This window comes from Micromonospora sp. NPDC049801 (assembly GCF_040656575.1).
Lineage (GTDB): Bacteria > Actinomycetota > Actinomycetes > Mycobacteriales > Micromonosporaceae > Micromonospora.
On the sequence record NZ_JBFAMS010000021.1, the window covers coordinates 25,079 to 51,248 of the forward strand.

The following is a 26,170-nucleotide window of genomic DNA, read 5'->3' on the forward strand; positions in this document are numbered from 1 at the left end:
TGGTGGCGGTCAGGCTCCTGCGGCCGACTTGAGGTCGGCGGCCCGGTCGGTGCTCTCCCAGGTCAGGTCCGGCAGCTCCCGGCCGAAGTGGCCGTACGCGGCGGTCTGCTGGTAGATCGGGCGGAGCAGGTTGAGGTCCCGGATGATCGCGGCCGGGCGCAGGTCGAACACCTCGGAGACGGCGCTCTCGATCGAGGCGACCGGCACGGTCTCGGTGCCGAACGTCTCGATGAACAGGCTCACCGGGTGCGCCTTGCCGATGGCGTAGGCGACCTGCGCCTCGCACCGCTCGGCGAGGCCGGCGGCGACCACGTTCTTGGCCACCCAGCGCATCGCGTACGCGGCCGACCGGTCCACCTTGGACGGGTCCTTGCCGGAGAACGCGCCGCCGCCGTGCCGGGCGTACCCGCCGTAGGTGTCAACGATGATCTTGCGGCCGGTCAGGCCGGCGTCACCCATCGGGCCACCGATCTCGAACCGGCCGGTCGGGTTGACCAGCAGCCGGTAGCCGTCGGTGTCCAGACCGAGGCTCTCCAACTCGGGAGCGATGACGGAGTCACGCACGTCGGGGGTGAGCAGCGACTCCAGCGAGATGTCCGCGGCGTGCTGGCTGGACACCACCACGGTGTTCAGCCGGACCGGGCGCAGCCCCTCGTACTCGATGGTGACCTGGGTCTTGCCGTCCGGCCGCAGGTACGGGATCGTGCCGTCCTTGCGCACCGCGGCGAGCCGACGCGCCAGCCGGTGCGCCAGCGCGATCGGCAGCGGCATCAACTCCGGCGTCTCCGAGCAGGCGAAACCGAACATCATGCCCTGGTCGCCGGCGCCCTGCGCGTCCAACGCGCTCTCCGACGCCCCGGTCCGCAGCTCGAAGGCGTTGTCGACGCCCTGCGCGATGTCCTCGGACTGCGCGCCGATCGAGACGCTGACCCCGCAGGACGCGCCGTCGAAACCCTTCTTCGACGAGTCGTACCCGATGTCGAGGATGGTCCGGCGGACGATGGTGGGGATGTCGGCGTACGCCTTGGTGGTGACCTCGCCGGCGATGTGCACCTGGCCGGTGGTGATCATGGTCTCGACGGCAACCCGGCTGTGCGGGTCCTCGGCGAGCAGCGCGTCGAGGATGCCGTCGCTGATCTGGTCGGCGATCTTGTCCGGGTGGCCTTCCGTGACCGATTCGGACGTGAAGAGGCGGCGTGTCACGGCACTCCTAAGCGTGTGAGGTCGTTCCGCGGCAGTCTAGTCACGGCTGCGGCCGGTGTCGGGGTCGGTCGCGCCCTGTTCCACCCGTCAGGAGCGGTTGGCCAGCCGCGCCACGACGAGGTCCCACACGGTGTCGGCCACCGCCTCCTTGGCCTGCTCCGGCAGACGACTCACCGAGCCGTCCGCGCCGATGACCGTCACCGTGTTGGTGTCGGCGCCGAAGACCCGGTCCGGACCGACCTCGTTGACCACGATGAGGTCAGCCCGCTTCCGGGCCAGCTTCGCCCGGCCGTTGGCCTCCGCGTCGCCGGTCTCGGCGGCGAACACCACCAGCACCTGCCCCGGTCCCTTGCGCTGGCCGAGCTCCGCCGCGATGTCCGGATTGGTGACGAGCTCGATGGTGGGAGCGACACCGTCGTCCGACTTCTTGATTTTGCCAGGCGCGTACGTCGCCGGTCGGAAATCGGCCGGAGCCGCCGCCATCACGACCGCGTCGGCCTCGGTGGCGGCCTTCAGGGTCGCCTCGCGCAGCTCGGCGGTCGTGCCGACCCGGACCAGGTCGACCCCGGCGGGGTCGGCGAGCGAGACGTTGGCCGCGATCAGCGTGACCCGGGCACCGCGGGCGACCGCCGAACGCGCGAAGGCGTAGCCCTGTTTGCCCGAGGAGCGGTTGCCGAGAAAGCGGACCGGATCCAACGGCTCGCGGGTACCCCCGGCGGTGACGACCAGCCGGCGACCCGTCAGGTCCGCCGGGGCGGAGGCGCCCCGAGCGAGGACCTGGCGGGCGATCGCGAAGATCTCCGCCGGGTCGGGCAGGCGGCCCTTGCCGGTGTCGGCGCCGGTGAGCCGCCCGACGGCCGGCTCGATCACCCGGACGCCCCGGGAGCGCAGCGTGGCGACGTTGGCGACGGTGGCCGGGTGCTCCCACATCTCGGTGTGCATGGCCGGGGCCAGCACCACCGGGCAGCGGGCGGTCAGCAACGTGTTGGTCAGCAGGTCGTCGGCGAGCCCGTGGGCGGCCTTGGCGAGCAGGTCGGTGGTGGTCGGCGCGACCACCACCAGGTCGGCCTGCTTGCCGAGGCGGACGTGCGGCACCTCGTGCACGTCGGACCAGACGTCGTCGGCGACCGGCTGGCCGGAGAGCGCCGCCCAGGTCGGCGCGCCGACGAATCTCAGCGCCGACGCGGTCGGCACGACACGGACCCGGTGGCCCGACTCGGTGAAGAGTCGCAGCAGCTCACACGCCTTGTAGGCGGCGATGCCGCCGCCGACCCCGAGGACGATCGAGGCGGACATCGACGGGGACGCGCCTACGGCTGGTCGGTCGGCTCGGCGGTGAGCAGACCGCCGTTGATCTCGCGCATGGCGATGGAGAGCGGCTTTTCCTGCGGGGTGGTCTCGACGAGCGGGCCGACGTACTCCAGGAGGCCCTCACCGAGCTGGCTGTAGTAGGCGTTGACCTGGCGCGCGCGCTTGGCGGCGAAGATGACCAGCGCGTACTTCGACGTCGTCTTCTCGAGGAGCTCGTCGATCGGCGGGTTGGTGATGCCTTCGGGGTTGGCGATGGATCCCACGAATTAACCTCTGCGTCTTTCGAGCCGCGCGGACGCGGTGCTGAGTCCCGACGGCGGCCGGCCGTCAGCCACGCAGGCGCGACCAGGCCGGATCCGGATGAGTTGAACCGAGTAAGCCTACCAGCTCGTCCGCCACCCGATCGGTGAGGTCGTGCGTGAGGGTGTCCGCGAAGGCGGCCGCGGCGGCGGCGTCCGGCCGGCGTCCGGGCGGGATCAGCAGCACCAGACGCGCGTCGGGCAGTCGTTGCCGCACCAGCCGGGCCCCGGTCACGTCGAGCGGAAGCAGGACCGGCTGCCCGGCGTCGAGCCGGGCGCGCAGCGGCGGGTGCAGGGTCCCCCGGCGGTACGCGCCGATCCGGGACCACTCCAGCAGCTCGCCGCCGGCCACCCGGCGCTCGAACTCGGCCGGGGCGAGAAAGACCCGTTGTTCCCCGTCCACCTCCGGCTCCCGGCGCGGCCTGGTCGTTGCCGGCACCGGGATCCACACGGACGGGAAACGCGCCCGGACGAGCTCGACGACACTCTCCCTGCCGGAACCCGAAGGTCCAGCCAGGACAGTGAGCCGAGCCGCCGGGCGCGCCTCGTCATCCGTGCTCACTGCTTGTTTCTACACGCTGCCAGGTTCAGTTGGCGGCGAACTCTCCAAGCAGTGCCTTGCGCTGCTGCTCGCCGAGGCCGCGCAGACGACGGCTGTCGGCGATCTTGAGCTTCTCCATGATCTGGGTAGCCCGGATCTTGCCGATGCCCGGCATCGCCTGCAGGACAGCCGAAACCTTGAGCTTGCCGACGACATCGTCGCTCTCGGCGCGCTCGAGGACGGCGCCAAGGGTGGTCTTGCCCTGCTTGAGCTGCTCCTTCAGCTCGGCACGGGCCTTGCGGATCTCCGCGGCCTTCTCGAGCGCGGCAGCGCGCTGTTCGGGGGTCAGTGACGGGAGCGGCACCAGTTCTCCTCAGGTCCCTATCGCGGCGGGCGGGGCGCACCGCCGCATCTGTGAAACGTGGTGTCGCTGTGAACCAAGGGGTCCATGGTTCCCAGCGCGGGGAAAACTAGCGGTCGACGGAGCTTTCGGCAACGTGGGCGCGCGATGATCATCGCAAAGTGACCGAGCCGTCAGTCAGTCACCGGGCAGCCAGAACGGCCCGACACTCGACCAGCACGCGGTCCGCGGCGGCCCGCAGGGCGTCGCTGTCCGGTCCCGCCGACAAGACTTCACGGGAGTACGACGGGAGCACCGCGGCGAGGCTGGAGCCGAAGACGGTACGCAGATCGGCGGCGCCCGCACCCTGCGCGCCGAGCCCCGGAGCGAGCAGCGGCCCCCCGACGGTGGACAGGTCATGACCGGTGTCACCGATGGTGGCCCCGACCACCAGACCGAAGCTGCCGAGGGGGTCCGCACCGCTGTTGAGCTGGGAAATCTCGTCAATCACGGTCTGCGCCACGGTGCGCCCGTCGGCCGTGCGGGCCCGCTGCACGGCCGCGCCCTCGGGGTTCGAGGTGAGGGCCAGCACGAAGACCCCGCCGCCGTGTTTGGCGGCCAACTCGAACATCGGCGCCAACGAACCTACTCCCAGGTAGGGACTGGCCGTGACCGCGTCGACATACAGCGGGCTGGATGGATCCAGGTACGCGGAGGCGTACGCGCTGACCGTTGAGCCGATGTCGCCACGCTTGACGTCGAGCAGAACGAGCGATCCGGCTTCCCGTAACTGTCGGATAGTTGACTCAAGAATCGCCACACCGCGGGATCCGAATCGCTCGAAAAAGGCCGACTGAGGCTTGACAACCGCAACCCGGTCACCGAGCGCATCCACCACGGTTCGGGTGAACCGGTCCAGACCGTCGACGTCGTCGGCGAGGCCCCAGCGGGCCAGCAGGCCGGGATGCGGGTCGATGCCCACGCAGAGCGGTCCGCGCTCGGTGACGGCCCGGTGCAGCCGGGTGCCGAAGCTCTCCATCGGCGTACTTCCCCTCTTGTCGCCCGGGCGGCTGGCCGCCTCCCGGAATGCTTGTCGGTTCCCGCTCAGCCGGCCGCCACGGCCGCCGCCACCCCGGCCGCGATCCGGGCCAGGTCGGCGTCGTCCGTCACGTACGGCGGCATCGTGTAGATCAGGTCGCGGAAGGGCCGCAGCCAGACGCCACGGTCGGCAGCGGCCGTGGTGGCCGCGCCGAGGTCGACGTCGTGGTCGAGCTGGACCACGCCGATCGCCCCGAGCACCCGCACGTCGGCCACGCCCGCCACGGCGCGCAGCGGCTCCAGGCCGGCGCGCAGGCCCGCGCCGATCCGGGACACCTGTGCCGCCCAGTCGCCCGCCCGGAGCAGCCCGATGGAGGCGTTGGCGACCGCGCAGGCCAGCGGGTTGCCCATGAACGTCGGACCGTGCGCCAAGACGCCGTCAGCGGAGATCCCACGGGCGATCTCCGGGGTGCACAGCGCCGCGGCCAGGGTCAGGTAGCCGCCGGTGAGCGCCTTGCCCACGCACATCACGTCCGGGGACACCCCGGCGTGCTCGGCGGCGAACATCGTGCCGGTACGGCCGAACCCGGTCGCGATCTCGTCGAAGACCAGCAGCACCCCGTGCGCGCGGGTCACCTCGCGCAGCACCCGCAGGTAACCCGGATGGTGAAAGCGCATCCCACCCGCGCCCTGCACCACCGGTTCCACGATGACCGCGGCCAGTTCGTGGGCGTGCCGCTCGACGGCGTCCACCAACGCCGCCACGTACGCCTCGTCCGGCGGATCGGCGAACCCGCCCGGCGGCACCGGGGCGAAGACCTGGCGGGGCAGCACGTCACCCCAGAGGTGGTGCATCCCGCCCTCGGGGTCGCAGACGCTCATCGGATGGAACGTGTCGCCGTGGTACCCGCCCCGCCAGGTGGCCAGCCGACGCCGCTCCGGCCGACCGACCGCCCGCTGGTACTGCAGGCACATCTTCACGGCCACCTCGACGCTGACCGATCCGGAGTCGGCCAGGAACACGTGCTCCAACCCGTCCGGGGCCAGCTCGACCAGCGTCCGCGCGAGCCGCACGGCGGGCTCGTGGGTGAGTCCGCCGAACATCACGTGGCTCATCCGCCCGAGCTGGTCGGTAACGGCCGCGTCCAGCACCGGGTGCCGGTAGCCGTGGACCGCCGCCCACCAGGACGACATCCCGTCCACCAACTCCCGGCCGTCGGCCAACCTCAGCCGTACCCCCTCGGCGCTGCGGACCACGAACGGCGCGTTCGCCGGCGGCAGCGTGGCGTACGGATGCCAGACGTGCGCCCGGTCGACGGCCTGAATCTCCTCGGGTGTCACGCGTACTCCTCGGGTGCCTGAAGCCGGCCGGACGACGGACGTCGCGCGGCCGGGTGGAACCGCTGCGCCGGCCCCGCCCCGTCCCCGTACCGCAGGGCGGGCACCGGGCCGGGGACACTCACCGGCCGGCGACCGGATCCGGCGTCGCCGCCGTGGCGCTCGCGCGGGCCGCCGCCCGGACCAGGGCCGGGCCCCGGTAGATGAAGCCCGTGTAGAGCTGCACCAGGGCGGCGCCGGCATCGAACATCCGGGTGGCGTCGTCCGGGTCGAGCACGCCGCCGACCCCGACGATGGGCAGCCGGCCGCCGGTCTCGCGGTGCACGAAGGCCACCACGTCCCGGGCACGGCCGGTCAGCGGCCGACCGGACAGGCCGCCGGCCTGTGCGCCACGGTCGGTGTCCACGGCGGCGAGCCCGTCGCGGGCCAGGGTGGTGTTCGTGGCGATCACCCCGGCGGCGCCCCGGGCCAGGCAGACCTCCAACAACTCGGCGATCGCCGCCTCGGTCAGGTCCGGCGCGATCTTCACCAGCACCGGCTTCTCCCCCACCAGCGCGCCGAGCAGCGCGTCCAGGTGGGCACGGTCCTGCAACGACCGCAGACCCGGCGTGTTCGGCGACGACACGTTCACCGCGAAGTAGTCGCCGTGCCCACGCAGCGCCCGGTACGAGGCGAGGTAGTCCTCGACCGCCTCGTCGAGCGGAGTCACCTTGGACTTGCCCAACGAGATGCCCAACGGCACCCCGAGTGGACGGGGCAACGCCGCCAGCCGGGCGGCCAACGCCGCGGCGCCGGCGTTGTTGAAGCCCATCCGGTTGACCACCGCCTCGCTGGCCGGCAGCCGGAACAGCCGGGGCCGCGGATTGCCCGGCTGGGCGTGCGCGGTGACCGTGCCGACCTCCACGAAGCCGAACCCCAGCGCCGGCCAGGCCGGCAGCGCGACGCCGTCCTTGTCCATGCCGGCAGCCAGCCCGACCGGGTTGGGGAACCGCACGCCGAAGACCGTGCGCGGCGCCTCGACGGCGTACCGGGCCCGCAGCGCGGCCAGGACGGCGGGACGCCGCGACAGTGCGGCCAACCGCCGCAGCGTCCACTCGTGCGCCGTCTCGGCGTCCCCGCCGCCGAGCCGGAACAACCCGGGCCGGACGACCCGCTCGAACAGCGTCACTGCGCCGCCCGCAGGGTGGCGTGCAGATCCTGCAACGGTCGCACCCGCATGTCGCCCCGGATACGTGCCTCGATCCCCATCACCGCCGCGGCGGCGCCGGGGACCGTGGTGATGCAGGGGATGTCGGTGGTGACGGCGGCGCTGCGGATCTCGTAACCGTCGGAGCGGGCACTCGCGCCCGAGCCCTGCGGCGTGTTGATCACCAGCGCCACGTGGCCGCCCAGGATCAGCGACACGGCGTCGTCGCCCTCGCCGGCCTGGTAGTGCTTGCGGATCTGCTCGCAGGCGATGCCGTGCCGGCGCAGCACCTCGGCGGTACCGGCCGTCGCCACGATCTCGAAGCCCAGGTCGGCCAACCGCTTGATCGGGAAGATCATGCCGCGCTTGTCCCGGTTGGCCACCGACACGAAGATCTTCCCGGCGGTCGGCAACGACCCGTACGCAGCCGACTGGCTCTTGGCGAAGGCGTGCCCGAAGTTGGTGTCGATGCCCATCACCTCACCCGTCGACTTCATCTCCGGGCCGAGCAGCGAGTCGATCCCCTTGCCGGCGCGGGTACGGAAGCGCTTGAACGGCAGGACCGCCTCCTTGACCGCGATCGGCGCGTCGGCGGGCATCGTCCCACCATCCCCCGTCGCCGGGAGCAGACCCTCGGCACGCAGCTCGGCGATGGTCGCGCCCAGCGCGATCCGGGCCGCCGCCTTGGCCAGCGGCACCGCCGTCGCCTTCGAGACGAACGGAACCGTCCGCGACGCGCGCGGGTTCGCCTCCAGCACGTAGAGCACGTCGTCCTTGAGCGCGTACTGCACGTTGAGCAGACCACGCACGCCGACACCCCGGGCGATGGCCTCGGTGTACCGGCGGACCTCGGCCAGGTGCGAGCCCGCCAGGGTGATCGGCGGCAACGCGCAGGACGAGTCTCCGGAGTGGATCCCGGCCTCTTCGATGTGCTCCATCACGCCGCCGACGTAGACCTCGCCGTCGGCGTCGCACAGGGCGTCCACGTCGATCTCGATGGCGTCGTCGAGGAACCGGTCCACCAGCACCGGGTGGTCGCCGGAGATGTCGGTGGCCCGGCCGATGTAGTCACGCAGCGTCGGGTCGTCGTACACGATCTCCATGCCACGCCCACCGAGCACGTAGGACGGACGGACCAGCACCGGGTAGCCGATCTCGTCGGCGATCGTCTTGGCCTCGTCGTACGAGGTGGCCATGCCGTGTGCCGGCGCGCGCAGCCCGGCGCGGGCCAGGACGGCGCCGAACGCGCCCCGCTCCTCGGCCAGGTGGATCGACTCCGGCGAGGTGCCGACCACCGGCACGCCCGCGTCCTTGAGCCGCTGCGCCAACCCCAGCGGGGTCTGCCCGCCGAGCTGCACGACCACACCGACCACGCCCGGGCCGCCGGCCGCGCGGCCGGAGGAGTCCTCCGCGTGCCAGGCCTCCAGGACGTCCTCGAAGGTCAGCGGCTCGAAGTAGAGCCGGTCGGCGGTGTCGTAGTCGGTCGACACCGTCTCCGGGTTGCAGTTGACCATCACGGTCTCGTAGCCGGCCGCCCGCAGCGCCTGCACGGCGTGCACGCACGAGTAGTCGAACTCGATGCCCTGCCCGATCCGGTTCGGGCCGGAGCCCAGGATCAGCACCTTCGGCCGGTCCGACGGCACGACCTCGGTCTCGGAGTCGTACGACGAGTAGTGGTAGGGCGTGCTGGCCTCGAACTCGGCCGCGCAGGTGTCGACGGTCTTGTAGACCGGGCGGACGTCGAGGCGGTGCCGCAGGGCGCGTACGCCGTCCTCGGCCGCCAGCTCCGGACGCAGCGCGGCGAGCTGCCGGTCGGAGAGCCCGGCCCGCTTGGCACGGCGCAGCAGCTCGGCGTCGAGCACCGGCGCGTCGACGATCTCGGTCCGCAGCTCGATCAGCGCCGCGATCTGGTCCAGGAACCAGGGGTCGATCCCGCCGGACGCCTCGCTCACCTCGCTGATCGACGCGCCGAGACGCAGCGCCCGCTCGACGGTGTAGAGCCGGCCGTCGTGCGGCACGCGCAGCGCGGCGAGGGTGTCCGCCAGGGTGACGCCCGCCGGGTCCGGAGTGGTCCAGAAGCCGACCGCCTTGGTTTCCATCGACCGCATGGCCTTGTTCAGCGCCTCGCTGAAGTTGCGCCCGAGACTCATGGCCTCGCCCACCGACTTCATGGTGGTGGTCAGCTCCGGGTCCGCGCCGGGGAACTTCTCGAACGCGAAGCGGGGGATCTTCACCACCACGTAGTCCAGGGTCGGCTCGAACGCCGCCGGGGTCTTCAACGTGATGTCGTTGGGGATCTCGTCGAGCGTGTAGCCGATGGCCAGCTTCGCGGCGATCTTCGCGATCGGGAAGCCGGTCGCCTTGGAGGCCAGCGCCGAGGAGCGCGACACCCGGGGGTTCATCTCGATCACGACGATCCGGCCGTCGACCGGGTTGACCGCGAACTGGATGTTGCAGCCGCCGGTGTCCACCCCGACCTCGCGCAGCACGGCGATGCCCAGGTCACGAAGGTGCTGGTACTCCCGGTCGGTGAGCGTCATGGCCGGGGCCACGGTCACGCTGTCGCCGGTGTGCACGCCCATCGGGTCGATGTTCTCGATGGAGCAGACCACCACCACGTTGTCGTGCCGGTCGCGCATCAGCTCAAGCTCGTACTCCTTCCAGCCGAGCACGCTCTCCTCGATCAGGACCTCGTGCACCGGGCTGGCCGCCAGGCCGTCGCCGGCGATGCGGGCCAGGTCCTGGGGGGTGTGCGCCATGCCGGAGCCCAGGCCGCCCATGGTGAACGACGGCCGGATCACCACCGGCAGGCCCAGCTCGGCGACGGTCGCCTCGACCTCGTCCATCGAGTGGCACACCCGCGAGCGCGGCACCAGCGCGGCCGGGTCCTCGACGCCGAGGCGTACGCCGGCCTTCGCGACGATCTCCTTGAAGAGCTGGCGGTCCTCACCCCGGTTGATGGCGTCGATGTTCGCGCCGATCAACTCGACGCCGTACTTCTCCAGGATGCCGGCCTCGTGCAGGGCGACTGCCGTGTTCAGCGCGGTCTGCCCGCCGAGGGTCGCCAGGATCGCGTCCGGGCGCTCCTTGGCGATGACCAGCTCGACGAACTCCGGGGTGATCGGCTCGACGTAGGTCGCGTCGGCGAACTCCGGGTCGGTCATGATCGTGGCCGGGTTGGAGTTGACCAGGCTGACCCGGATCCCCTCGCTGCGCAGCACCCGGCACGCCTGGGTTCCGGAGTAGTCGAACTCGCAGGCCTGCCCGATGACGATCGGCCCGGAGCCGATGACGAGGATGTGCTTGAGGTCGGTCCGCTTAGGCATTCTTCCCGCCTTCGATCAGCTCGGCGAAACGGTCGAAGAGGTAGTCCGCGTCGTGTGGACCAGCCGCCGCCTCCGGGTGGTACTGGACGGTGAAGGCGGGCACGTCCACGGCCCGCAGCCCTTCGACCACGTTGTCGTTGAGGCAGACGTGCGACACCCGCACGCCACCGAAGTCGGTGTCGATCACCTGGTCGGGGACGACCGCGCCGGCACCCACCCCCGCGCCCGGCACCTCGACCGCGAAGCCGTGGTTGTGGCTGGTCACCTCGACCTTGCCGGTGGCCCGGTCGAGCACCGGCTGGTTGATTCCCCGGTGGCCGTAGCCCAGCTTGTAGGTGCCGAAACCGAGCGCCCGACCGAGGATCTGGCTGCCGAAGCAGATGCCGAACAGTGGCACCTGCCGCCGCAGCGCCTCCCGGGCCACCGCCACCGGACCGTAGGCCGTGGCCGGGTCACCGGGTCCGGGCGACAGGAAGATCGCGTCGGCGCCGGTGGCGAGCAGGTCCTCGATGCTCGACGAGGCCGGCAGCACGTGGGTCCTCACCCCGCGCGCGGCGAGCCGGCGCGGCACGTTGCGCTTGATGCCCAGGTCGAGCGCGGCCACCGTGAACCGGTGCTCGCCGATCGCGTCGACGACGTACGGCTCGGGAGTGGTCACCTCGGTGGACAGGTCCGCGCCGACCATCTGCGGTGACTGCCGGACCCGGGCCAGCAGGCTCTGCGGGTCCTTCTCGACGCTGGAGATGCCCACCCGCATGGCGCCCCGATCGCGCAGGTGCCGGGTCAGCGCCCGGGTGTCCACCCCGCTGATGCCCACCACGCCCTCGGTGGCGAGGCGGTCCTCGAGACCGCCGGTGGCCCGCCAGTTCGAGCCGATCCGGGCCGGGTCGCGGACCACGTACCCGGCCACCCAGATCCGGCCGGACTCGTCGTCCTCGCCGTTGACGCCGGTGTTGCCGATGTGCGGGGCGGTCTGCACGACCACCTGACGGTGGTAGGACGGGTCGGTCAGCGTCTCCTGGTAGCCGGTCATGCCGGTGGTGAAGACCGCCTCGCCGAAGGTCTCCCCGACACTGCCGTACGCCTCACCGGGGAACGTGCGCCCGTCCTCGAGCACGAGAATCGCGGAACGTCTACGCGTCACTTGATTGCCTTTCCGTCCAGGACCGTCGGCTCGCCGCGCAGGAAGGTCGCCACGATGCGACCCGGCAGCGTCATGCGGGCGTACGGGGTGTTGCGACTGCGGCTGGCCAGCTCCGCCGGCTCGATGGTGCGGCGGGCGGCCGGGTCGACCAGGGTCAGGGTGGCCGGGGCGCCGGGCGCCGGGTCGACGCCGTGCCCGGTCAGTCCCGCGATCCGGGCGGGAACGCGGGACATCCGCTCGGCGATCAGGTCCCACTCGGGACCGAGCACGTCCAGCGCGATGGACAGCGCCGTCTCCAGGCCGAGCATCCCCGGCCGGGCGTACGCCCACTCGCACTCCTTGTCCTCCACGGCGTGCGGGGCGTGGTCGGTGGCGATGATGTCGATCACGCCGTCAGCGAGCGCGGCGCGCAGCGCGGCGACGTCGGCGGCCGTACGCAACGGCGGGTTGACCTTGAAGACCGGGTCGTAGCTCTCCGCACGCTCGTCGGTGAGCAGCAGGTGGTGCGGGGTGACCTCGGCGGTGACGCGCACCCCGCGGGCCTTGGCCTGGCGCAGCACCTCGACGCTGCCGGCGGTGGAGACGTGGCAGACGTGCAGTCGGCTGCCCACGTGCTCGGCGAGCAGCACGTCCCGGGCGATGATCGCCTCCTCGGCGACCGCCGGCCAGCCGATCAGCCCGAGCCGGGTGGAGACCTCACCCTCGTGCATCTGGGCGCCCTCGGTGAGGCGGGGCTCCTCGGCGTGCTGGGCGATGATCCCGTCGAACGCCTTGACGTACTCCAGGGCCCGGCGCATCAGCAACGGATCGGCGACGCAGTGCCCGTCGTCGGAGAAGATCCGTACCCGGGCGGCGGAGTCGGCCATCGCCCCCAACTCGGCGAGGCGCTCGCCGGCCAACCCGACGGTGACCGCCCCGATCGGCTGCACGTCGACCATCCCGGCCTCCCGGCCGAGCCGCCAGACCTGCTCGACCACGCCGGCGGTGTCCGCGACCGGCGACGTGTTGGCCATCGCGCAGACCGCCGTGTAACCGCCCAGCGCCGCCGCGCGGGACCCGGACTCGACGGTCTCGGCGTCCTCCCGGCCGGGCTCGCGCAGGTGGGTGTGCAGGTCGACCAGGCCGGGCAGGGCCACCAGGCCGGTTCCGTCGATGACGGTGGCGTCCGGCGCGGACAGCCCCGGACCGACCTCGGCGACGACGCCGTCGCAGATCAGCAGGTCGGTCGGCGCGGCGCCGACGATGCTCACGCTGGTGATGAGGTACGCGGTCACCGGTTGTTCCCTCCGAGCAGCAGGTACAGAACAGCCATCCGGACGGAGACCCCGTTGGTGACCTGTTCGACGATGGTGGAGCGGGGTGAGTCGGCGACCTCGGGGGTGATCTCCATCCCGCGGTTCATCGGACCGGGGTGCATGACGATCGCGTGCTCGGGCAGGCGACGCATCCGGGGACCGTCCAGCCCGTAGCGGCGGGCGTACTCGCGGGCGGAGGGGAAGTAGGAGTCCCGCATCCGCTCCCGCTGCACCCGCAGCATCATCACCGCGTCCACGTTCGGCAGCACCGCGTCGAGGTCGTACGACACGTCGATGCCCGGGGCGAGCGCTCCGGCGATGTCGACGGGGATGAGGGTGGGCGGGCCGACCAGGGTGACCTTCGCGCCGAGGGTCGACAAAAGCAGCACGTTGGAGCGGGCCACCCGGGAGTGCAGCACGTCCCCGACCACCGCGACCGACAGGCCGGCGAGCCGGCCCAGCCGGGCCCGCATCGTGTACGCGTCGAGCAGCGCCTGGGTCGGGTGCTCGTGGGTGCCGTCGCCGGCGTTCACGACCGACCCGTCCACCCAGTTGGCCAGCCGGTGCGGGGCGCCCGAGGCGGGGTGTCGTACGACGACCGCGTCCGCGCCCATCGCCTGCAGGGTCAGCGCCGTGTCCTTCAGGCTCTCGCCCTTGGCGACGCTGGACCCCTTGGCGGAAAAGTTGATCACATCGGCGCTCAGTCGCTTCGCCGCCGCCTCGAACGAGATCCGGGTCCGGGTGGAGTCCTCGTAGAAAAGGTTCACCACCGTCCGGCCGCGCAGCGCGGGCAGCTTCTTGATCTCCCGGCCGGCGACGGTGGCCATCTCGGCGGCGGTGTCCAGGATCTCGGTGGCGGTGGCGGCGTCCAGGTCCGCGCCGGAGAGCAGGTGCTTGATCATGAGTGGGCTCCCCCGTAGAGCTTGACCTCGTCCGTTCCGTCGGTCTCGGCCAGCGTCACCTTGACGCTCTCGGCGAGCGCGGTGGGGATGTTCTTGCCGACGTAGTCGGCCCGGATCGGCAGCTCGCGGTGGCCGCGGTCGACAAGCACGGCCAGTTGCACGGACGCCGGGCGACCGACGTCGTTGAGCGCGTCGAGCGCGGCCCGCACGGTGCGGCCGGAGAAGAGCACGTCGTCGACGAGGATCACCCGCTTACCGTCGATGCCGCCGCTGGGCACCTGGGTCGGGCCGATCGCGCGGGTGGCGTGCCGGCGCAGGTCGTCGCGGTAGAGCGTGATGTCGAGCACACCGACCGGGACGACGACGTCCTCGAAGGTGCTGATCCGGGCGGCGAGCCGCCGCGCGAGGGGGACGCCGCGGGTGGGAATCCCGAGCAGCACGGTGTCGGCCGCGCCCTGGGTCTTCTCGAGGATCTGGTGGGCGATGCGGTCGACCACCCGCTGCACGTCGGCGCTGGCGAGGATCACCTTCACCGAGGGTTGTCGCGGTGGTGACGGGCGGGCAGCCGGTGGGGACGCCACGGCGGACCTCCTTCCCCGCCTCACGGGACGGGTCGTTAAAGGATGTCGGGCACCTCCGACCGGGAAGCGCGAGCCGCCCTGGCCGGGGCTTCACGCCACGTTACCAGTGGTCACCGCGCCGACCGACAGCGGCCGCTGACCACCGGATCAGATCCATGAAACACCGATGACCCCCTCGGCACTCCCCAACGGTAAGGTCACGACCACTTGACCAGGTGTCCCATTCCCCGTACCGTCACGCTCCGTAGCGATCGACGGGAGAACCCCGAGCAGCACTGGGAGTGTCCGAATGCCCTCTGAATACGCCAAATCTCTGGGCGCCCGCCTGCGCTCCATCCGCCAGCAGCAGGGCCTCTCCCTGCAGGGTGTGGAGGAGAAGTCGAACGGGCGGTGGAAGGCCGTGGTGGTCGGCTCGTACGAGCGTGGCGACCGGGCCGTGACGGTGTCCCGTCTGGCCGAGCTGGCCGAGTTCTACCGGGTCCCCGTTTCGGAGCTGCTGCCCGACGGCAGCGGTGTCCGGCACGAGCCCACCAGCAAGATCGTCCTGGACCTGGAGCGGCTCTACGACGAGGCCTCCGAGGACCTGGCCTACGTCGCCCGCTACGCCCGCGCGATCCAGCAGCAGCGCGGTGACTACAACGGCCGGGTGCTCTCCATCCGCGCCGACGACCTCCGGGCGCTCGCCATCGTCTACGACGCCTCACCGTCGGGTCTGATCGAGCGGCTCACCGAGCACGGCGTGCTGGTGGCCGACCCCCGGGCGTTCTTCGCCTCCTGAGCTGTCGCTTCACCTGATCTGCCGTTCGACGAGAAGGGCCCGTGCCGGTGGCACGGGCCCTTCTCGTTCGCGGTGCTCGCGTCGGCTCAGCGGGTGGCGTACTCGGCGATGCGGCCGAGCACACCGTTGAGGAAGCGCGGCGAATCATCGGTCGACATCTGCCGGGCCAGCTCGACCGCCTCGCTGATCGCCACCGCGTCGTCGATCTCGTCGACGTAGAGCAGCTCGTAGACGGCGATCCGGGCCAGGTTGCGGTCGACCACCGGCATCCGGTCGAGGGTCCAGCCCTCGGCGTAGCTGGCGATCAGCTCGTCGATCCGGTCGAGGTGCTCGGCGACCCCCTCGACCAACCCCACGGCGTAGCCAAGGTGCTCCGGCCGGGGCTGTTCGATGCGCTGAAGGTAACCGGCCAGGACCTCAACGGGCGGACGATCCCGCAGATCGGCCTCGTACAGGACGTCCAGCGCCCGCTTGCGCGCCTTGCGGCGCGCCGGCATCTGCTGCTTGGGACCCTCAGCCATCAGGCGCGGCCGAGGTAACGGCCGTCGCGGGTGTCGACCTTGATCTTCTCACCGGTGGTGATGAACAGCGGAACCGGCACGGTGGCGCCGGTCTCGACGGTCGCCGGCTTGGTGCCACCGGTCGAGCGGTCCCCCTGCAGACCCGGCTCGGTGTAGGTGACCTCGAGCACGACGCTGGTCGGCAGCTCGATGTAGAGCGGCACATCCTCGTGGGTGGCGACGGTCGCCTCCGCCTCGGGCAGCAGGTAGTTGGCTGCCTCCCCGACGGTGCCGCCGGGCACGGTGATCTGGTCGAAGGTCTCCAGATCCATGAAGACGAAGTCCTCGCCGTCGGCGTACAGGTACTGCATCGTGCGCTTGTCCACGGTCGCGGTCTCGACCTTGGTGCCCGCGTTGAAGGTCTTGTCGACCACCTTCCCGGACAGCACGTTCTTCAGCGTGGTGCGCACGAACGCACCACCCTTACCGGGCTTGACGTGCTGGAACTCGACGACGGACCAGAGCTCGCCGTCGAGGTTGAGTACCAGGCCGTTTTTGAGGTCGTTGGTGGAGGCCATTTCCTGCCTTGATCATCAATTGGCGGACAGACCCCAGAAGTCTACTAGCTGCGTCGAATCGGGCCGCCCCCGCTCGGGGCGACCGTTCAGCGGGTGGCCAGATGGTGCAGCGCGAGACGATAACCGTCAATGCCGAGACCGCAGATCACCCCGGTCGCCACCGCGGAGATCACCGAATGGTGCCGGAACTCCTCGCGGGTGTGGATGTTCGAGATGTGCACCTCCACCAGCGGCCCGCGCAGCGTGGCGCAGGCGTCGCGCACCGCGTACGAGTAGTGCGACCAGGCGGCCGGGTTGAGCACCACGGCGGCGCCCTGGTCGGCGGCGTCGTGCAGCCAGCCGAGCAGCTCGTGCTCCGCGTCGGTCTGCCGGACCGTGACGTCGAGTCCCAGCTCCCGACCGGTGGCCTCGCAGAGCGCCACCAGGTCGGCGTAGCTGGTCGAGCCGTACACGGCGGGCTCCCGGGTGCCCAGCCGACCCAGGTTCGGCCCGTTCAGCACGTACACCCTCATGCGGCGCTTTCTTCCGTTCGCGACTGCGGGGCTCGCAAAACCGGCTCACTCCGCACGCTCACGGGGTGGCCAGCTCGCGGTAGGCGGCTTCGAGCAGGGCGTCGTCCGGGCCCTCCAGCATCGCCGGGCGGGCCAGCCCGTCCAGCACCACGAACCGCAGCCGGGCGCCCCGGGCCTTCTTGTCCACCCGCATCGTGGCCAGCAGCCGCGGCCAGGCCTCGGCCGGATAGCTCACCGGCAGGCCGAGCGCCGTCAGGCTGCTCCGGTGCCGGTCGGCGGTCGGGGCGTCCAGTCGGCCGGCGAGCCGGGCCAGCGTGGCCGCGTAGACCAGGCCGACCGCGACCGCGTGACCGTGCCGCCAGCGGTAGCCCTCGTTCTGCTCGATCGCGTGCGCCAGGGTGTGGCCGTAGTTGAGCACCTCCCGCAGACCCGACTCACGCAGGTCGCCGGCGACGACGTCGGCCTTGACCCGGATGGCCCGCTCGATCAGCTCCCGGTTGACCGGCCCGCGCGGATCGGTGGCCACCGCGGGGTCACGCTCGACGAGATCCAGGATCACCGGGTCGGCGATGAACCCGCACTTGACCACCTCGGCCAACCCGGCCGCGAGGTCGACGGCGGGCAGGCTGTCGAGGGTGGCCAGGTCGGCGAGCACACCGACCGGCGGGTGGAACGCGCCCACCAGGTTCTTGCCGGCGGCGGTGTTGATCCCCGTCTTGCCGCCCACGGCCGCGTCCACCATGCCCAGCAGGGAGGTCGCGACCGGCACCCAGCGCACCCCGCGCAGCCAGCAGGCCGCGACGAAGCCGGCCAGGTCGGTCACCGCGCCGCCGCCAACCCCGACCACCGCGTCGGTACGGGTGAAACCGGCCGCGCCGAGCCGGTCCCAGCAGGCGGCCGCCACGTCGATCTGCTTGCCCGACTCGGCGTCGGGCACCTCGATCGGCAGCGGGTCGACGCCCGCCGCGCGCAGCCGTTCGCCGAGCGCGTCGGCCAGGGCCTTGAGTGGGGGCGTGTGCAGCACCGCCGCCCGGGTCGCGCCGGGCAGCAGCCCCGGCAGCGCGCCCAGCAGGTCGCGTCCGACCAGCACGTCGTACGGTCGTTCGCCGCCGACCGGAATCCGGGTCACCTCGTCCATCGCCGGCAGCCTAGTCCAGCGGACGGCGTGGCGAGGGCGTCTGTCCACCTGCTGGCCGGGCGGCCCAGTCGGCCAGCAGACGGGCGTGCTCGGCCACGGCGGCGCGCAACGCGTCCGGGTGGCGCACGGTGAACGGGCAGCCCAGGCCGGCGAGCAGCGCGGCCATGCCGGGCAGGCTCTCCGCACGGGCCCGCAGCAGCACACCGTCGCCGCTGGCGGTCAGCTCGGCCACACTGCCCGGTATCCGCCGCCGGGCGGCGACCAGATCGGTCTCCAGCAGCACCTCGACCTCGTGCCGATAGGGCACACCGGCCAGCGACCGGGTCAGCCACGCCACCGCGTCGAAGCCGTCCGGCACCGTGAACGTCTCCGCGCCGGGCGTGACGGCGCCGATCCGGTCCAGTCGAAACGTGCGCACCTCCCCGCGCCGGTGGTCGTGACCGGTGACGTACCAGCGGCCGGCGTGGAAGACCAGCCCGTACGGGTCGAGGTCACGATGCGACCGCTCACCGCGCCACGAGCGGTAGTCCAGGCTCACCCGCTGCCGCCGCCGGGCGGCCGTGGCCAGCGCCAGCAGGGTGCCCGACGCCGGTCGCGCCTGGGGCTCGGGCCGCCGCAGTGTGAAGCCGAGGTGCTCCCGCAGTGCGGTCAGCCGGTCGGCGAGCGCCGCCGGCAGCACCCGGCCGATCTTCGCCGCCGCGGTCGCCGTGGCCGGCAGTTCGGTGGCCAGCCCGACCCGCTCGGCGACGACCAGGCCGAGCAGCACGGCCACCGCCTCGTCGTCGGTGAGCATCAGCGGCGGCAGCTTGTACCCGGGATGCAGCCGGTAGCCGCCGTGGCGGCCCCGGTCGGCGAGCACCGGGATGCCCAGCTCGACCAGGGTGGCCGCATAGCGGCGCACGGTCCGTTCGTCCACACCGAGCCGGCTCGCGAGGTCGCCGGCCGTCGCCCGGTGCCGGGCCTGGAGCAGCTCGAGCAGGGCCAGCACCCGGCCGGCGGGATGAGACACGGGCCACTCCTCCAAACCGGGCGGATCCTGTCCGAATTCAATCGTACGGTCGGTCGGTAGCCGAGAGAAGGAGTGACGGATGGCGACGTTCGTACTGGTGCCGGGGTTCTGGTTGGGTGCCTGGGCGTGGCGCGAGGTGACCGGCCTGCTGCGTGCGCGGGGGCACGACGTGCACCCGATGACGTTGACCGGGGTGGCCGAGCGCCACCACCTCGCCGGGCCGCAGGTGAGCCTGGAGACGCACACCACCGACATCGTCCGGTTGATCGAGGTCGAGGATCTGCACGACGTGCTGCTGGTCGGGCACTCGGGCGGCGGCATGCCGGTCGCCCAGGCGGCGGACCGGATCCCGGACCGGATCGCCCGGGTGGTCTACGTGGAGAGTGGACCGCTGCCGGGCGGCACCGCACAGTTCGACACCGTGCCGCCGCAGGAACAGCAGCGGCTGCGCGCGGCGATCGGCGACGGCCACCTGCTGCCACCGCCGGCCTGGGACCCGGCGGCAGACCCGACAAACCTGGCCGGCCTGGACGAGTCGATGCTGTCCCTCCTGCGTGAGCGCGCCACCGCACAGCCCCTGCGGACGGCCACCGATCCGGTACGCCGCACGGGTGGCCGCCCGGTGCCGACCGCGCTGGTCGCGAGCACCTTCCCGCTGGCCGTGGTACGCCAGATGATCGACGAGGAGCACCCGTTCTTCACCGGTCTGGCCGACGGCCAGCTGCACGAGCTGCCCACCGGGCACTGGCCGATGCTCAGCGAGCCGAAGGCGCTGGCCGACGTGCTCGACCTGGTCGCCCGAGCCTGACCACGCGCCGATCTTGCGGTTGCGGTTGTCGAGATACCGGAAATGCCCCGGTACGTCGGCGCAGCAACTGCAAGATCGCGCGGCGGGGCGGGGCGGGGCGGGGCGGGGCGGGGCGGGGCGGGGCGGGGTCAGCGTGGCAGCAGGGCGGCGACCTCGGCGACGACGGCCGCCGGGGTACGGCCGTCGGTGACCACCGTGTCGGTCGCCACCTCGGCGTAGAGCGGCTTGCGCTGGTCCATGAGGTGCTTGAGGGTGGCTCGCGGGTTGATCGCCAGCAGCGGCCGGCCCGCGCCGAGCCCCACCCGCTTCACCGCGTCGGGCAGCTCCACCGACAGGTGGACGACCCGATGCCCCACCAGGGCGGCCCGGGTCTCCTCGGCCAGGACGGCGCCGCCACCCAGGGCGAGCACACCCGTGCCGGACGCGAGCGCCGCCGCCACGGCCGCCCTTTCCAGGGCCCGGAAGTGCTCCTCGCCCTCGTCGATGAAGATCTCCGGGATGTTCTTGCCGGCCATCTGTTCGATGTCGGCGTCGGTGTCCCGGAACTCCACGCCGAGGGAGGCGGCGAGCGCCTGCCCGACGGTGGTCTTGCCGCAGCCGGGCACCCCGACCAGGACGACGACCGGCGCCATCAGCGGATGACCAGCGCGTCGAGGTAGCCGGTCACGTTGCGGCGGATCTCGGCGACCGAGTCGCCACCGAACTTCTCGGTGGCCGCCTCGGCCAGCACCAGGGCCACCATCGCCTCGGCGACGACCGCGGCGGCGGGCACGGCGCAGACGTCGGAGCGCTGGTTGATGGCGGTCGCCGGCTCGCCGGTGACGACATCCACGGTGGCCAGCGCCCGGTTGAGCGACGAGATCGGCTTCATGGCGGCGCGCACCCGCAGCGGCTCGCCGGTGGTGATGCCACCCTCCAGCCCGCCGGCCCGGTCGGTGACGCGGCGGACGCCGGTGGCCGACGGAATGATCTCGTCGTGCGCCTCGGAGCCACGGGAGCGTGCCTGCTGCCACCCGTCGCCGATCTCGACGCCCTTGATCGCCTGGATGGACATCAGCGCGGTGGCCAGTCGGGCGTCGAGCTTGCGGTCCCACTGCACGTGACTGCCCAGGCCCGGCGGCACCCCGTACGCCAGCACCTCCACCACGCCGCCGAGCGTGTCGGCGGCCTTCTTCGCGGCGTCGACCTCGGCGACCATCAGGGCGCTAGCGTCCGGGTCGAGGCAGCGCAGCGGGTCGGCGTCGATGCGGTCGGCGTCCTGCGGGGTCGGACGCAGCCCGGGCTTCGCGGCCACCGGACCCAACTCGACCACGTGCGAGACGATCTCGATGCCGAGCGCCTGCCGGATCAACGCCTTGGCGACCGTGCCGACGGCCACCCGGGCGGCGGTCTCCCGGGCGCTGGCGCGCTCCAGGATCGGCCGCGCGTCGGTGTGGCCGTACTTCTGCATGCCGGCCAGGTCGGCGTGGCCGGGCCGGGGGCGGGTCAGTGGCGCGTTGCGGGCCTGCCGGGCCAGCTCGTCGGGATCGACGGGATCGGCGGCCATCACCGTCTGCCACTTGGGCCACTCGGAGTTGCCGACCCGGATCGCCACCGGGCTGCCCAGCGTGAGGCCGTGCCGCAGTCCGCCGATCACCTCGACCTCGTCCTGCTCGAACGACATCCGGGCGCCACGGCCATAGCCCAGCCGGCGGCGGGCCAGCTCGCCCGCGATCTCGGCGGTGCTCACCTCGATGCCGGCCGGCACCCCCTCCAGCAGCGCGACGAGGGCGGGGCCGTGCGATTCACCTGCAGTCAACCAGCGCAACACAGCGGTCAGTCTGTCACGACGCGCGACGGGGACGTCGCGCTGCCCGTCGCGTCCCGCCCTGCGGACGGCCGGGACCGTCCGCAGGGCGGCTTCGCACGACGGATCAGATGCCCCGACCGCGCTTGTGCAGCGTGCGCAGCACCGAGTCGGCCCGGACCATCCGGCCGGCGACCGCCAGCGCCAGGTAGGCGCGGGGCTCGCGAGGATTGCGGCGCAGCGTGTGCCGGGCCCAGCGCAGGGCCCCGCGCCGGTCGCCGGAGGCGGCCCGTGCGAAGGCGATCTGCCCGGTGACCCGGGCCTCGCCGGCCGGTTGCCCGGCGAACTCCGGGTAACGCCGCAGCAGCCACTGCAACGCCTCGGAGATGGTGTCCCAGCGCTGCGCGAAGTACGACCGCTTGTGCCACCGCACCAGCACCGACGGCGTCCGCAGGTTGATCAGTGGAGCGCTGCGGGCGGCGCGCAGCAGGAACTCGTAATCCTCCGCGTAGCTGCCCGGGATCTCCTCGTCGACCAGACCGAAGCCGTCGCGCAGCGCCGTCGCCCGGATCAGGAAGGTGGACGGGTGCAGCTCCGTCAGCCGGTCCCGCAGGAGGTCGTCCAGGGTGATCCGGTCCTTGTCGAGCACCCGGTCGACGGTGTGCCCGTCGTAGCTGACCCGGATGCCACAGCAGACGAACTCGGCGCTCGGGTCGGCGGTCAACGCCTGCACCTGGGCGGCCAGTTTGCCGGGCAGCCACTCGTCGTCGTCGTCGCAGAACGCGACCAGCTCGCCCTCGGCGGCGAGGGTGCCGCTGTTGCGCGCGCCGGCCAGTCCGGGCGCGCGCCCGTTCGCGATCACCCGGACCGTCCGGCCCGGACCGGCCAGGCCGGTCAGCGACTCGTCCGGGGTGGACTGGTCGAACACGACCACGGCCTCGATCGTGCCCGGATATTCCTGGGCGATGATCGCGGCCAGGGCGGCGCGCAGCAGTTCGGGGCGGTCCCGGGTGGGTACCACGACGCTGACGCTCGGCTGGTCGGTCATCGGGTCTCCTTCGTCGGCTGGCCGGTGCGCGGCCAGGTCCGCCAGCGGGGTCGGCGCCGGCTCGACCGGGCCACCAGGTCGTCCACGATCTGCCCGACCCGTGCCACCGCCGCGAGACGGGCCTCGTGCGCGGCCGGGTCGGCCTGCACCGCGTACCGGGACGGGTCGGCCTGGCCGGCGGTGAGCGCGTCGTGCAGCTCCTCGCGGGTCTCGCAGAGCGCCACCAGCCCCGCTGCGCCGAGGCGGCGCGCGAAGAGCTGCTGGTGGTCGTCGACGTGCTCGCCGCGCGACGGGTCCCGGGGCACCACGATGGGCAGGTGACCGTGCCGGCGAGCCTCCAGGATCGTCGCCGGGCCGCCGTGACACACCACCAGGTCGGCGTCGGCCATCGCCTGTTGCAGAGCGTCGTGGCCGAGGAACGGCACCGCGCCGGGGAGGGTCGGCGCGGCCGTGTGCCCGTGCTGCACGGTCAGCCCGACCGGACCGGCCTGCGCGTGCCACTGCGCCAGCCAGTCGACGAGCCGGTCGAAGGGGTGCTTGTCGGTGCCGACCGCGACGAGCAGCCGGGGCTGCTCGACGGGTGTGGTGTCGCGCTGACGCGGCAGCCGGGACGGCTCGGTGACGGCGTCGCGGCGCGCGGTGTCCGCCTCCCCGCTCACAGCAGCGTCCCCACGACGGTTGCCTCCGGGTACTGCCGCCGCTGCTCGTCCCACTGCACGAGCATCGCGGACAGGAACGGGCGGCAGAGCCGAGCGGTCAGCGTCGGGGTGTCGATCCGGTCGTACACCTCGATGTAGACGGTCGGGATGCGACGCAGGCGGGCCAGCACCACGAACGGCACGGCCACCCCCGCGCCGGTGGTGACCACCGCGGCGACCCGCCGACGCCGCAGCACCCGCCAGGCCAGCCGCGCGTTGCGCAGCAGGTTGGGTACGTTGCGGGTGGTCGGGTGGTACGCGGGCACCAGGTCCTCACCGGTCAGCAGCGACACCGCCTCCGGGGTGTCGAAGGTGACCCAGCAGCGCCGCCACCGTTCGTACCAGGGCCGCAGAGCGAGAAGTTGGGCCAGGTGACCGCCGCTGGATCCGACCAGCAGCAGCACCGGCGACTCGTCGTCGATGTTCGTGTCCACGCGACTCCCCACAAGTTCGCTTGGAATTCCGATTCACGCAAGGCAGAAGCAGATCACAGGTTTTCTGGTCGTTGAATAGCGCGACCGGACGAGGCGACGATCTCCCTTCGGCGTGCTCAGGCCCACTGTCGACCTCACACCCCATCGACCACCGTCACGACCTGCCGTTATGCGGTCACTCTCTGACGCGTCCCCGGCGTCGGGAATTCTCCTGTTCACTCGCTATGTCGTTTCTCAATGACGTCCAACAGTGCGGGATGCAGCGCCGGGTTCCACCCGGCGCCGGCGTCGGCGAGTCGCCACGTACGCAGCCACATCTCCAGCAGGTACGCGTCGGCCACCAGAGCGCACCGCGCCGCGTCGAGGCCGAGCCGCCCGCCGTGTCGCCCCAGGTACGCGTCCACGGCCGCGGCGGCCACCTGGGCCGGCTCGCCGCGCAGCACCAGCGACCGCTGGAACGCGTCGTGCGCCAGGTCGAAGCCGACCGGCACGTCCGGACCACTGTGCTCCCAGTCCCAGGCGACCAGGCGGCCGTCGTGCGTGCCCAGGTTCCACGGCACCCAGTCGCCGTGCCAGTGACCGAATTCGACGGTCGTGTCGCCGTGCCGGCGGGTCAGCGCGGCGACCGCCGCCACCGCCCGCGCCCCGGCGGACCCGGCCCCGGCGGCCCGCTCCGCCTGGGCGGCCAGTCGAGCCTGGAACGTCGACGAGACCAACGGGCGCGGCACACCGGGCTCGCCGCCCCGCCGGGCGACCGCGAGCAACGCCGCGATCCGCGGCGGGTCGTCGGCCGGCACTCCACGTACGTCCGGCGGCAGCGGCTCGATCACCGCGACGGCCTGACCGGCCCACGCCGTCTCGGCGAGCAGCCCGGGCGGCGCCGGATGGTCGGGCACACCGGCCACGCCGCTCAGCGCCCGCAGCGCGGCGGCCTCGGCGGTGACCAGGGCACGGGTGGCGTCGTTCCAGCCGATCTTCGCGTAGCCGCGGGGACGACCGTCGACGGTGAACAGTTGCAGCGTGGGCTTCGCGTTCGGGTCCGGCGGACGAACGCCGCACGCGGCCAGCAGGGGCGCACCGCCCAACGCGGCCGCGAGCCGCTCGCTCAGCACCAGGTCGGCCACGGGCGCCCCCACCGGCACCGACACGGTCAGCGTCGGAAACAGCGCCAGGCCCGCCCCGCCCAGTCGGGCCAGCCCACCGAGCGCCGCCCGGAACGCGCGCACCTTCGGCGGCCGCAAGGCGTTGTACGCCAGCAGCGACGCCGCGCCGGCCCGGGGCGCGCCCAGCGGCACCAAGAACCGCGCCCGCGCCACCGACGGCACCACGGCGTACCGGGCGACCGCCCGCTGCCCGGCCGGCACCGCGCCGCCCACCGTCAGGTGGACCCGGTCGTCCGGGAACACCGCACGGCTCACCCAGCCCAGCCCGTCCGTCCGCGAACGGGGGTCCGTGGCCGGGGTGACCCCGGTCGTCACGCCGCCCGGTCCGCCCAGTCGAGGTCCAACCCGAGCCGCTCGCGCAGCGCGTCGTTGTACGGGCGGTAGTAGTCGGTCAGCTCGGCGCGGACCGCCGGCTCCAGCGGGGCCGAGCGCCGGTCGTTGTAGACCTTGAAGTTCGGCAGGTCGTACGCGGGCAGCCCGAGGAAGTCGAGGGTGCGTCGGTAGGTGGCCCGGGAGTCGCGGTACAGGTCCTCGCTGGGCAGGAAGAGGATCTGGGCCGGGTCGAAGCGGTCCAGCCACGGCTCCAGGTGCTCCAGGTAACGCCCGCGCGCCCGGTACGTGTACCAGTCGTACGCCTCGCTGAACGCCTCCGGCTCGGCGATGAGCCGCTCCCGCTCCCCCGCCGTACGCTCCGGCTCGGCAGCCAGCGCCTCCGCGAAGTCCAGCGGCTCGATGCCGTGCGTACGACGCTCCTTCCAGTGCGAGTACGCCCGCTCGACCGGATCACGCAGCAGCACGATCAGCTTCACGGTCGGCATGAGCGCGGCGACCCGCTGCGCGGCGAGCGGGTGGAACATGTACAGCGGCGCGGCCTCGCCGACGCGGACCGGCCCGCCGTGCCGCTTCGCGAGGGCCTCGCGATGCCGTTCGGTCGGAAAGTGCGAGCGGTACCACGCCTCGCCGCGACCCCAGTGCTCCTCGAAGTAGTGCGCCGACTTGGTGTTCCACGCGGGGAAGAGCCGGGGCACCAGCGGATGCTGGATGAGGTAGTTCCACAGCGAGGTGGTGCCACCCCGTTTGGTGCCGATGATCAAGAAGTCCGGCAGGGGTCGCCGGTCACTGGTGCGCACCCCGTAGTCGACCAGGGAATCCTTCACCCGGGTGGTCACCTGGGTCGGCACCAACTGCTTGACCCGGTCACGGATGGACGCCAC

Annotated in this window: 27 protein-coding genes; 2 read left to right on the forward strand and 25 right to left on the reverse strand. The window is 72.3% G+C overall.

Features of this window, described 5'->3' with window-relative positions; translation table 11 throughout:
- Positions 1-9: 9 nt before the first annotated feature.
- The 13 genes from metK to pyrR form a co-directional block, all read right to left on the reverse strand.
- Complete coding sequence (gene metK, locus AB0I89_RS29465) at positions 10-1,203, reverse strand: methionine adenosyltransferase (RefSeq protein ID WP_355624166.1); 1,194 nt, start codon at positions 1,201-1,203, stop codon at positions 10-12.
- A gap of 87 nt (positions 1,204-1,290) precedes the next feature.
- Positions 1,291-2,499 (reverse strand): bifunctional phosphopantothenoylcysteine decarboxylase/phosphopantothenate--cysteine ligase CoaBC, encoded by a 1,209-nt coding sequence (gene coaBC / locus AB0I89_RS29470; RefSeq protein ID WP_357133428.1) that lies wholly within the window; start codon positions 2,497-2,499, stop codon positions 1,291-1,293.
- 14 nt (positions 2,500-2,513) lie between these two features.
- Positions 2,514-2,777, reverse strand: a complete 264-nt coding sequence (gene rpoZ / locus AB0I89_RS29475) for a DNA-directed RNA polymerase subunit omega (RefSeq protein ID WP_074318577.1) — start codon at positions 2,775-2,777, stop codon at positions 2,514-2,516.
- 64 nt (positions 2,778-2,841) lie between these two features.
- On the reverse strand, positions 2,842-3,375 hold the full coding sequence (locus AB0I89_RS29480) for a guanylate kinase (protein WP_357133430.1): 534 nt from the start codon (positions 3,373-3,375) through the stop codon (positions 2,842-2,844).
- Between the two features lie 25 nt (positions 3,376-3,400).
- A complete protein-coding gene (gene mihF, locus AB0I89_RS29485; RefSeq protein ID WP_007458370.1) occupies positions 3,401-3,718 on the reverse strand; it encodes an integration host factor, actinobacterial type in 318 nt (105 codons plus the stop codon).
- 178 nt (positions 3,719-3,896) lie between these two features.
- On the reverse strand, positions 3,897-4,733 hold the full coding sequence (pyrF, locus tag AB0I89_RS29490) for an orotidine-5'-phosphate decarboxylase (protein ID WP_357133432.1): 837 nt from the start codon (positions 4,731-4,733) through the stop codon (positions 3,897-3,899).
- Positions 4,734-4,798: 65 nt separating this feature from the next.
- Complete coding sequence (locus AB0I89_RS29495; protein ID WP_357133434.1) at positions 4,799-6,073, reverse strand: adenosylmethionine--8-amino-7-oxononanoate transaminase; 1,275 nt, start codon at positions 6,071-6,073, stop codon at positions 4,799-4,801.
- 118 nt (positions 6,074-6,191) lie between these two features.
- A complete protein-coding gene (locus AB0I89_RS29500) occupies positions 6,192-7,238 on the reverse strand; it encodes a quinone-dependent dihydroorotate dehydrogenase (protein WP_357133436.1) in 1,047 nt (348 codons plus the stop codon).
- The gene (gene carB / locus AB0I89_RS29505) at positions 7,235-10,582 is read right to left on the reverse strand and encodes a carbamoyl-phosphate synthase large subunit (protein ID WP_357133438.1); all 3,348 of its coding nucleotides are present in this window, start codon (positions 10,580-10,582) and stop codon (positions 7,235-7,237) included. Before carB ends, AB0I89_RS29500 begins: the two co-directional genes overlap by 4 nt.
- Positions 10,575-11,726 (reverse strand): glutamine-hydrolyzing carbamoyl-phosphate synthase small subunit, encoded by a 1,152-nt coding sequence (gene carA / locus AB0I89_RS29510; RefSeq protein WP_357133440.1) that lies wholly within the window; start codon positions 11,724-11,726, stop codon positions 10,575-10,577. The genes carB and carA overlap by 8 nt, the downstream gene beginning before the upstream one ends.
- A complete protein-coding gene (locus AB0I89_RS29515; RefSeq protein WP_357133442.1) occupies positions 11,723-13,000 on the reverse strand; it encodes a dihydroorotase in 1,278 nt (425 codons plus the stop codon). The genes carA and AB0I89_RS29515 overlap by 4 nt, the downstream gene beginning before the upstream one ends.
- Positions 12,997-13,923, reverse strand: a complete 927-nt coding sequence (locus AB0I89_RS29520) for an aspartate carbamoyltransferase catalytic subunit (protein ID WP_357133444.1) — start codon at positions 13,921-13,923, stop codon at positions 12,997-12,999. Before AB0I89_RS29520 ends, AB0I89_RS29515 begins: the two co-directional genes overlap by 4 nt.
- Positions 13,920-14,504, reverse strand: a complete 585-nt coding sequence (gene pyrR, locus AB0I89_RS29525; protein ID WP_357133446.1) for a bifunctional pyr operon transcriptional regulator/uracil phosphoribosyltransferase PyrR — start codon at positions 14,502-14,504, stop codon at positions 13,920-13,922. Before pyrR ends, AB0I89_RS29520 begins: the two co-directional genes overlap by 4 nt.
- 289 nt (positions 14,505-14,793) lie before the next feature.
- Between pyrR and AB0I89_RS29530 the strand changes: the two genes are divergently transcribed.
- Positions 14,794-15,282 carry a transcriptional regulator gene (locus AB0I89_RS29530; RefSeq protein ID WP_007458348.1) on the forward strand — a complete coding sequence of 163 codons (489 nt, stop codon included), beginning with the start codon at positions 14,794-14,796 and terminating at the stop codon, positions 15,280-15,282.
- 86 nt (positions 15,283-15,368) lie between these two features.
- Here AB0I89_RS29530 and nusB read toward each other — a convergent pair whose 3' ends face one another.
- The 5 genes from nusB to AB0I89_RS29555 all read right to left on the reverse strand — a co-directional run bounded on the left by nusB (position 15,369) and on the right by AB0I89_RS29555 (position 19,019).
- Positions 15,369-15,779 carry a transcription antitermination factor NusB gene (gene nusB, locus AB0I89_RS29535; RefSeq protein ID WP_355243328.1) on the reverse strand — a complete coding sequence of 137 codons (411 nt, stop codon included), beginning with the start codon at positions 15,777-15,779 and terminating at the stop codon, positions 15,369-15,371.
- A 23-nt stretch (positions 15,780-15,802) separates the two neighbouring features.
- Positions 15,803-16,360, reverse strand: a complete 558-nt coding sequence (efp, locus tag AB0I89_RS29540; RefSeq protein WP_355053076.1) for an elongation factor P — start codon at positions 16,358-16,360, stop codon at positions 15,803-15,805.
- 86 nt (positions 16,361-16,446) lie between these two features.
- On the reverse strand, positions 16,447-16,872 hold the full coding sequence (gene aroQ, locus AB0I89_RS29545) for a type II 3-dehydroquinate dehydratase (RefSeq protein WP_357133448.1): 426 nt from the start codon (positions 16,870-16,872) through the stop codon (positions 16,447-16,449).
- Positions 16,873-16,930: 58 nt separating this feature from the next.
- Positions 16,931-18,010 carry a 3-dehydroquinate synthase gene (gene aroB, locus AB0I89_RS29550; protein WP_357133450.1) on the reverse strand — a complete coding sequence of 360 codons (1,080 nt, stop codon included), beginning with the start codon at positions 18,008-18,010 and terminating at the stop codon, positions 16,931-16,933.
- Positions 18,011-18,020: 10 nt separating this feature from the next.
- Complete coding sequence (locus AB0I89_RS29555) at positions 18,021-19,019, reverse strand: YafY family protein (RefSeq protein ID WP_357133452.1); 999 nt, start codon at positions 19,017-19,019, stop codon at positions 18,021-18,023.
- A 79-nt stretch (positions 19,020-19,098) separates the two neighbouring features.
- Between AB0I89_RS29555 and AB0I89_RS29560 the strand changes: the two genes are divergently transcribed.
- The gene (locus AB0I89_RS29560; RefSeq protein WP_357133454.1) at positions 19,099-19,827 is read left to right on the forward strand and encodes an alpha/beta hydrolase; all 729 of its coding nucleotides are present in this window, start codon (positions 19,099-19,101) and stop codon (positions 19,825-19,827) included.
- 128 nt (positions 19,828-19,955) lie between these two features.
- Here the strand turns inward: AB0I89_RS29560 and AB0I89_RS29565 are convergent, their stop codons facing one another.
- The 7 genes from AB0I89_RS29565 to AB0I89_RS29595 form a co-directional block, all read right to left on the reverse strand.
- Positions 19,956-20,459 (reverse strand): shikimate kinase, encoded by a 504-nt coding sequence (locus AB0I89_RS29565; RefSeq protein WP_357133456.1) that lies wholly within the window; start codon positions 20,457-20,459, stop codon positions 19,956-19,958.
- Complete coding sequence (gene aroC, locus AB0I89_RS29570) at positions 20,459-21,637, reverse strand: chorismate synthase (protein ID WP_357133458.1); 1,179 nt, start codon at positions 21,635-21,637, stop codon at positions 20,459-20,461. The genes AB0I89_RS29565 and aroC overlap by 1 nt, the downstream gene beginning before the upstream one ends.
- Positions 21,638-21,740: 103 nt before the next feature.
- Positions 21,741-22,661: a glycosyltransferase family 2 protein gene (locus AB0I89_RS29575; RefSeq protein WP_357133460.1), complete on the reverse strand. Its 921-nt coding sequence runs from the start codon at positions 22,659-22,661 to the stop codon at positions 21,741-21,743.
- The gene (locus AB0I89_RS29580; protein WP_357133521.1) at positions 22,658-23,224 is read right to left on the reverse strand and encodes a glycosyltransferase; all 567 of its coding nucleotides are present in this window, start codon (positions 23,222-23,224) and stop codon (positions 22,658-22,660) included. The genes AB0I89_RS29575 and AB0I89_RS29580 overlap by 4 nt, the downstream gene beginning before the upstream one ends.
- A gap of 92 nt (positions 23,225-23,316) precedes the next feature.
- Positions 23,317-23,793 (reverse strand): UDP-N-acetylglucosamine--LPS N-acetylglucosamine transferase, encoded by a 477-nt coding sequence (locus tag AB0I89_RS29585; protein WP_357133463.1) that lies wholly within the window; start codon positions 23,791-23,793, stop codon positions 23,317-23,319.
- Between the two features lie 215 nt (positions 23,794-24,008).
- Positions 24,009-25,271 (reverse strand): hypothetical protein, encoded by a 1,263-nt coding sequence (locus AB0I89_RS29590; protein ID WP_357133465.1) that lies wholly within the window; start codon positions 25,269-25,271, stop codon positions 24,009-24,011.
- Positions 25,268-26,170, reverse strand: a complete 903-nt coding sequence (locus AB0I89_RS29595) for a sulfotransferase domain-containing protein (RefSeq protein ID WP_357133523.1) — start codon at positions 26,168-26,170, stop codon at positions 25,268-25,270. Before AB0I89_RS29595 ends, AB0I89_RS29590 begins: the two co-directional genes overlap by 4 nt.